4 protein-coding genes are annotated in these 5,965 nt (G+C 54.2%); all 4 read right to left on the bottom strand.

Annotation, left to right across the window (positions count from 1 at the left end; genetic code table 11):
• Positions 1-35 precede the first annotated feature (35 nt).
• The gene (locus NTW95_05850) at positions 36-437 is read right to left on the bottom strand and encodes a hypothetical protein (GenBank protein ID MCX6556941.1); all 402 of its coding nucleotides are present in this window, start codon (positions 435-437) and stop codon (positions 36-38) included.
• The gene (locus tag NTW95_05845) at positions 364-2,931 is read right to left on the bottom strand and encodes a hypothetical protein (GenBank protein MCX6556940.1); all 2,568 of its coding nucleotides are present in this window, start codon (positions 2,929-2,931) and stop codon (positions 364-366) included. The genes NTW95_05850 and NTW95_05845 overlap by 74 nt, the downstream gene beginning before the upstream one ends.
• Positions 2,932-3,078: 147 nt before the next feature.
• Positions 3,079-4,365: a Glu/Leu/Phe/Val dehydrogenase gene (locus tag NTW95_05840; GenBank protein ID MCX6556939.1), complete on the bottom strand. Its 1,287-nt coding sequence runs from the start codon at positions 4,363-4,365 to the stop codon at positions 3,079-3,081.
• Between the two features lie 97 nt (positions 4,366-4,462).
• Positions 4,463-5,926 carry an AAA family ATPase gene (locus NTW95_05835; protein MCX6556938.1) on the bottom strand — a complete coding sequence of 488 codons (1,464 nt, stop codon included), beginning with the start codon at positions 5,924-5,926 and terminating at the stop codon, positions 4,463-4,465.
• Positions 5,927-5,965 lie beyond the last annotated feature (39 nt).

Below are 5,965 nucleotides of genomic sequence, written 5' to 3'. Positions count from 1 at the left end.
GCATGCGGCAGCTTGACTCTGCAACTCCGGCACCTTCACGCCGGAACGACTTCGATGAAGCCGCGACCATTCAGTCGAACAGTCATGCTCTCCACGTCCTGTTCGATCTCCGCGACGAACATGACGCTTTCGGAATGCTCCCGGCGCTCCTTGACCGGTTCGCCGCCGCTGGCCGGTGTAGACAGGAAGCCGATGGCCTCGTTCTGATCGGCGTTCATCAGCACGCGCAGTATTTTACCCGCCGCCGCCTTGGGAACATCGATGACGCGGATGGTGTCGGCCAGGCCGGCGAATTCCGGAAGCATATCGGGCAGGTAGTTGGTCGCGGAAAGGAGGAATTTTTCGTTGAACATGACCCCCTCGTCATCGGGATACAAGGGCAGGTAGCGGATGGAGGATTCGACCAGGTCCTGGAAGAAATGGGTGCCGAACGACAATTCCGGGACGTAATTGCCCTTTTTGCGCGCGATTTCGATCAGGGCGGCGGTATTGTTGAAATCGGAATAGGTGACCGGGACTCCCAGCTTGATGTCGCCGCGGCTCCCCCAGCGGCCCGGCCCCATGAGGATGAACTGGCGCTTGGGCAGCAGGCCGTTCAGTCTGCCGACGGCCCGGCCCACGTCCATGATCGTTTCCACTTTTTCCAGCTTGCTGTAGGCGTCGGGGTTGACGTAGACGATGTGGGTGATGTCGGGGATCTTTCCATTCGAGATGTAGCGGTTGGCAGAAAAAATGATCCGTTCCTCGGGGATATCGTATATTCCCTTCCGATGAACTCTGCGGCCGGCATTGCAGCAGGTAGAAATCCCGGCCGTCCGAGGCGAACTCGATGTCCACCGGCGTGTTTATTTTTTCTTGGAGTACCTTCAGGATAGTTTGCAGCTGCTTGCAGAAATTCGTGCGCGTCAACAGCCCCTCGAAGGTGATCAAGAGATTGTCTTTCTTGAAATCCAGGTTGATCGCGCTGGGGGGATGGATGTGGCCGTCTTCATAGACCGAAACCACCTGCTTCAGGTTTGGGTACTCGGAGCCGTATTCGCCCAGCAGCGCCCGGATATCAATAGTTTCAAAAGTGCAGGTCTTCAGATTGATGACGTCTATTTTTTGCGGGGAATAGCGCAGTGTCTCCTCGGGGGTGACGTTGACCCGTAAATTCGGGATCCCGGGCGAGATCAGGATCGGGTAATCGTTGCTGACCCGGTCGACGGCGCGCGTGCCCAAGCCAGGGACGATGCGCGCCAGTCCGTCTTCCCTTTTTATGCGCGATGACCAGCGAAATTCATTGTTGCTGAAGGCCACGCCGGCAAAAGCCGGGAAAAAATAATGGCCCACTTTTTGGCCGACCACTTCCTGGATCATGATGCCCATTTCCTCGGGGAAATCCAAGAGCCCCCTTTCCATGCGATATTCGATCGGATCGGGACCGAAAATGGATGCGTAGACCTCGGCAATGGCGTCGGTCAAGGCCTCCAGTTTTTCGCTCTTGCTGCCCTGGTTGGCCAGGAAAAGGCTCTTGTATTTTCCGGAAAATGCCGTTCCCATGCGGTCTTCCAGCAGGCTCGAACTGCGCACGATCAGGGGTTTGTCGCCCAGGTCGTCGAGCGCGACCGACAATCCCTTGATGATTTCGGGCGGAAAATGAGAGTTCTTCAAAAGTTGGACTATGTTTTGATATTCAAGGCGGATTTGATCGATTTCCTTATACTTTTGTTCGACCACTTCCTCAAGGTTATTGTAATCGAGGAAATTTTGAATCGTATCGGTGGAGATGTACCAGGTTTTCGGGAATTTCAAATTGCCGAGAATGGCGGAATGTTCGCCCGGCTTGCTTAATATCTGCTGGGCCAGAAACAAGCCGGCGCTTTTTCCTCCCAGACGACCATAACCGTTGAGCGGGTAAATAATTTTTTGAATGAGATCGTAAAAATGGCGCACCTCGATGTGGTTCTTGGCGATATTGATGAATTCCAGCTGATCGGAAAAAAAACGGCGGATCAGCGAAACGCGTAGCCCCTTTTCTGTCGGCGGCGAAAGATCGTAATTGCCGCCGCTGATGTAGTGGAACTGGTTGATGACGTTGATAATTTCCGCCAAAGGCAGGTCGATATTGTTGATGGTCCGGATCAGAAAACTGGCTTTTTCCTCCTGGATCCATTTTTGCAGGCGGGCCAGTATTTCCTCGTCGGTAAGATACTGGGCGGCAATTTTAAAAGTTTCGTCACTCAGGGTAATGGTTTCTAGGTGTGATTTCTTCAGGCTGGGACGGTTGACTTCACTGACGATCTCTGAAAACCCATCGTCCTGGTCTTTGCTGAGGGTATTCAATAGTTCTTTGGCTTCCTTGACCCCGTTCCAGAACAAATAATAAATCATTTTACGGCCCAGGTGGATATAAAGGTGCTGGTCGGTTTGGCGCAGCAGGTCAGTTACCACCATCCATTCCTTCTTGTTTTTTTCCTTTAGATCTTTTTGGGCTGTTTCCCATTCCCTGGATACCTGCTCCAGCTTGGAATGCATGATCGAGCGGCCGATGCGCTCCGCAATCGTATCAAGTAATTTCTGCTCATCCTTTAAAAAATAGCTGTTTTCCGATTTCGGCACTTCCTTGGCGTAGGATACCTCGATGCTGCCGACGGCTTTGCCGTCGACGGTGATCGTCGCGGTTTGGATGCGGGTGGAAGGAATGAAACCGGGACTTTTATAGGTGGAGTTCTCATAAATAATTTGCGTCTGGCAAATTTCGGGGAACTGGTATCCGGACGGGATGGTCTGAATGATGCTTGTTAAAGTTTCTTTCAGGGAGGCATGGGATGTTTTGCTGAGGATCTCTTCGACCTGGTAAAGGCAGTTCAGCTCCTTGGCCCGTTCGCGCATGTCATGCAGCAATTTGTCAATGGCGTTTTGCGGCGGGTTCGTTTTACTTGGCTCCATTTTTCCCCCTAACCCAGCATAGCTGGATAAGAGCCTTAGATAGCAAATTCAAAATTTGTTTTAAAAAGCTAACAAATTTTAGAATTTGCTATAAGGCTCGAAAAAAATGGGGGATGCCCAGACATCCCCCATTGGTTTTTGTGCTGCTTATACCCAGCCGCGCCATTTGCAGGCTTCGGCCACGCGCGAAACGGCGATCATGTAAGCGGCGTCGCGCATATATACTTTCTTCTGCTTGGCCAAGGCGTAGACGGCATGGAAGGCCGAGGTCATGATGTTGTCGAGCTTGCTCAGCACCTCCTCCTTGGTCCAGAAGTAATTCATGTTGCACTGGACCTGCTCGAAATAGCTGCAGGTGACCCCGCCGGCGTTGGCCAGGAAATCGGGGATGACGAAGATGTTCTTCTTCTTAAAGACCTCGTCGGCCTCGGGGGTGGTCGGGCCGTTGGCGCCTTCGAGAACGATCTTCACCTTGGCGGAAATCTTCTCGACGGTGTTGGCGTTGACCTGGTTTTCCAGGGCGGCCGGGACGAGGATGTCGACCTCCTGCTGGATCCAGGCTTCGGCGTCGCCGATTTCATAGCCTAGGTTTTTGGCTTTGGCTTTGTCGATGCCGCCGAACTTGTCGGTGATGCCGAGCAATTCCTCCAGGTTGATGCCGCTCTTCTTGATCACGGTATGGGACTTGTTTTCCTTTTGGTCCCAATAGGACACGCACACCGCCTTGCCGCCGTATTCCTGGTACAATTTGACGGCGTATTGCGAAACGTTTCCGAATCCCTGGAAAGCGGCGCTGGTTTTCTTGATGTCGATGCCCATCTCGTTCAGGGCTTCGCGCAGGGTGTAAACGGCCCCGTAGCCGGTGGCCTCGGTCCGGCCCAGCGAACCGCCCATGCCGACCGGCTTGCCGGTGATGAAGCCGGGGTACTTGCCGCCGCTCAGCTTTTCGTACTCGTCCATCATCCAGATCATGTGCTGGGCGTTGGTCATGACGTCGGGCGCGGGGACATCCTGCAGCGGGCCCACGTTGCGCACGACCTGGCGGACCCAGCCGCGGCAGATCTGCTCCTGCTCCTTCATCGACAGGTTGTGGGGATCGCAGATGACGCCGCCCTTGCCGCCGCCCAGGGGAATATCGACCACGGCGCACTTCCAGGTCATCCAGGTGGCCAGCGCCTTGACCGTGTCGATGGTTTCCTGGGGATGGAAGCGGATGCCGCCCTTGCAGGGGCCGCGCGAGTCGTTGTGCTGGACGCGAAAACCTTGAAAGATTTTAACAGTTCCGTCATCCATTTTGACCGGGATTGCGAAATGATATTCTCTTAAAGGGTTTCTGAGCAAGTCTCTGGTCGCCTGGTCCAGATCCAATTTTTCGGCAACGTTATCGAACTGTTGCTGAGCCATTTTAAAAGCGTTGAAAGATTTATCAGCCATAGTTGTTACCTCCTTGTTGATATTGACTTTGGCTATATTATATTTTACCACTTTGGCCGCTTTTTGTAAATAGTTTACTTTGTAACGATACGAAAATTCATCCTTCCCCGGCGCTGGCCTTGAATACGAAATTTTCCTTTTTGTAATCGACGAGCACCTTGGCGTTGGCCGGCAGGCTGCCGTCGAGGATCATCATGGCCAGCTTGTCCTGGATCTCGTGCTGGATGACGCGGCGCAGCGGCCGGGCGCCCAGCGAGGGATGAAAGCCCGCCGCGGCGAGCTGGGCCAAGGCCGGCTCGGAAACGGTCAGGGTGATTTTTTGCTCGGCGAGTAATTTTTGCAGCTGCGCGATTTGCAGGCCGGCGATCTTCACTATGTTTTCCGGGGTCAGGGGCTTGAAGGTGATGATCTCGTCGATGCGGTTCAGGAACTCCGGCTTGAAATACTTGTAGAGCAACTCCTGCACCCTGGCTTTGATCTCCTGGTAATCGCTTTGCTCCTGGATGATCTCCGACCCCAGGTTCGAGGTCATGATGATGATGGTATTGTTGAAATTGACGGTTTTGCCCTTGGCGTCGGTCAGGCGACCGTCTTCCAGGATCTGCAGAAGCAGGTTGAACACGTCGTGGTGGGCCTTTTCGATCTCGTCGAGCAGGATCAGGGCGTAGGGTTTCCTTTTGATCGCCTCGGTCAGTTGCCCGCCTTCGTCATAGCCGATGTAGCCGGGAGGGGCGCCGATCAGCTTGGCCACGGAATGCTTTTCCATGTATTCGGACATGTCGATGCGCACCATGGCTTTTTCGCTGTTGAAGATGAATTCGCTTAACGCCTTGGCCAGCTCGGTCTTGCCTACGCCGGTCGGTCCGAGAAAAATGAAGGAACCGATGGGGCGGTGGGGATCCTGCAGGCCGGCCTTGGCCCGGCGCAGAATTCTCGAGACGGCATTGACCGCTTCATCCTGCCCGATCACCCGCTGCTTCAGGATCTCTTCCATGCGCACCAGCTTCTCCTTTTCGCCGCCGAGCAGTTTGCTTACCGGGATCCCCGTCCATTTGGCCACGACCTCGGCGATGTCTTCTTCGCCGATCTGCTCGGTCAGGATCTTCTTTACCTTCTGCAGTTTCTCCAGGCTCGCCTGCACCGCTGCGCTTTCCTTCTTTTTTTCAGGCAGCCTGCCGTATTGGATCTGCGAGGCCAGCTCGTAGTCGTTGCGCCTTTCGGCATCCTGCTGCTGCAGGCGCAGCCTGTCGGTTTCTTCCTGCAGGTCGCGCAGCTTGTGCAACAGGCTTTTTTCCTTCTGCCAGTGGGACTTGATCTTATCGCGCATGATCTTCTGCTGCTCCAACTCAGCCAGCAGGGATTTCAGTTTCTCCTTGGCGTCGCGACTGTCCTCCTTCCTCAGCGCCTGGCGTTCGATTTCCAGCTGCATGATCCGGCGCTCCAATTCGTCCAGCTCTTCGGGTTGGGAATCCATTTCAATGCGCAGCTTCGACGATGCTTCGTCGATGAGGTCGATGGCCTTGTCGGGCAGGAAGCGGTCGCTGATGTAGCGGTTTGTAATGTTGTCGTGTTCGTTATTGGGTGGTTTATTGATATTGTG

Source organism: Candidatus Aminicenantes bacterium, from assembly GCA_026393795.1.
Classification (GTDB): Bacteria; Acidobacteriota; Aminicenantia; order UBA2199; family UBA2199; genus UBA2199.
This window is presented reverse-complemented; position numbering and strand designations above follow the sequence as displayed.

Excerpts from the sequence above, each read along its gene's own strand:
- NTW95_05845 (MCX6556940.1), bottom strand. The coding sequence starts at position 2,931 with ATGGAGCCAAGTAAAACGAACCCGCCGCAAAACGCCATTGACAAATTG.
- NTW95_05840 (MCX6556939.1), bottom strand. The coding sequence starts at position 4,365 with ATGGCTGATAAATCTTTCAACGCTTTTAAAATGGCTCAGCAACAGTTC.